Below are 1,684 nucleotides of genomic sequence, written 5' to 3'. Positions count from 1 at the left end.
CAGTTTGCTCCTCGACGACACATTTGTAACGAGAGGTCAGTCTCTCTTAACGAACCGCTGGCAATTGCACGGAAAACGGGGTTTTGAGAAAGTTCCCAGCAAGTTACCGCAAACGCGACTTTCCAGGCTGTACGAGAAAAGCCCCGATCCAGATTCTCAATCTGCCAAGAGGCTTTGCCATCACTTGGAAGCCACACACGGAGTCTGCTTCGGCTTCGGTAACAAGGGTGCATATTCCGGGCCGAGCTTTGCGATCTCTTTGCGCAGTTCGTCGTCGTCCATCCCCTCTGTGTCATAGACGACTTTCCCTTGGGCGTCGACCAGCATCGTTCGCGGAATCCCTGATCGTCCCACGAGTTTTTCTATCTCCCCGTCCCCATCGTGGAAGTTAAGCCAGACGAACCCTTTCTTCGCCAGGAACTCGGCGGCCGTATTAGGTTCTTCGTCCTGGTCGACGGTAAGCAGAACTAAGCCCTTGTCCTTGGCTTCCTGATAGATCTGGGCAAGTTTAGGCAAGGCTGCTACGCAGGGACCGCACCACGTGGCCCAGAAATCCAGCAGAACTGGCTTCCCCCGGAATGAATCGAGTGTAACCACCTTGGCGTCCTCAGACTTCAGCTTCAGGGAAGGGGCCGGTTTACCTGTCAAATTGCCATTTTCAAAGTCCTTCGCCGGGTCGGGAAAGTTCTGCATGAGTTTCGCGTCTGGGGGAGGAATAAAGCTAAAGAGATTTTCGCGCGCTTGGCCGTTAAGTTCAGTGATTGTAAAAGTGGTGATCATCTCCTCTTCCACCGGGATTCGGGCTGCTCCATACAACATGTTGTTGTCCATGTGAACGATGGTTCTCAGAACGGTCTCGCTGGTCTTGTCGATCCATATCGTTTCGTCGAACACGTAATCATTGGATGGCACACGTTTTAGGTCGGAGCTTTGGACGTGGACAACACTGCAGTGAACTTCGTGGCCGTTCACCATGAGAGTGGCATCTCCAAGGCGGTCTGCCGACTTGAGTGTTTTGATCAGGGAACTCCATTGCTTTATCAGCTGTTCCGCTCGCCACATTGCCCCCTCGGACATGGGCACCGCTGTTTGCTGACCGGAGGCCTCGCTTGACTGTGGTTTGGCAGTGTACCGATGCTCGTCAAGGCGATAGATCCATACAGTTTTTCCGTCTGCTACCTTCATAGCGCTGCTGCCGTTAGTGTGCCCCTCGAAGTGGAAGCGATTTCCCGGAGCCGCAGCGGCGGTAAGGACGGTCTTTTGCCAGGAGTGATTGTATTCGGTACTTGATGTATTCTCTTCGGCTACCTCGATGTAATAGGACTTGGCTTCAGCATAGTGTTGGGCTACTCGCTTGAGCAGTTCAAGGCCTTCCGAGGGACCCGGGGAAGGCGTAGGTTGCGCGAATGCTGCCGTTGCAGCAACCATTGTCAGTACCGCAACTACGAACAGTGGACGCCTCATAAAAGCCTCCGAACTCCGGCGCACAAAGTCTAACGATTGAAAGGCGCCTCCGCCAGCTAATCGAACATCCTCAAAACGGGGTTTTGAGAAAGTTCCCAGCAAGTTACCGAAATTGCGACTTTTCGGGCGCTACTAAATAAATCGTCGTTGCACTACCTGCGTGCTGCAAAGAAGGCCATCTCTGCATCTGTGAGTGGCTGAAGGATAGGACGCTCATCTC

General features: G+C 53.3%; 1 protein-coding gene. It reads right to left on the bottom strand.

Annotated elements, in window-relative coordinates; genetic code table 11:
• Positions 1-180: 180 nt before the first annotated feature.
• Positions 181-1,464: a TlpA disulfide reductase family protein gene (locus tag Q363_RS37165; RefSeq protein WP_051979612.1), complete on the bottom strand. Its 1,284-nt coding sequence runs from the start codon at positions 1,462-1,464 to the stop codon at positions 181-183.
• Between the last annotated feature and the right edge of the window lie 220 nt (positions 1,465-1,684).

This window comes from Edaphobacter aggregans DSM 19364 (assembly GCF_000745965.1).
In the GTDB taxonomy this organism is placed as follows: Bacteria; Acidobacteriota; Terriglobia; order Terriglobales; family Acidobacteriaceae; genus Edaphobacter; species Edaphobacter aggregans.
This window is presented reverse-complemented; position numbering and strand designations above follow the sequence as displayed.

Coding starts and splice junctions, on each gene's coding strand:
- Q363_RS37165 (WP_051979612.1), bottom strand. CDS start 1,464: ATGAGGCGTCCACTGTTCGTAGTTGCGGTACTGACAATGGTTGCTGCA.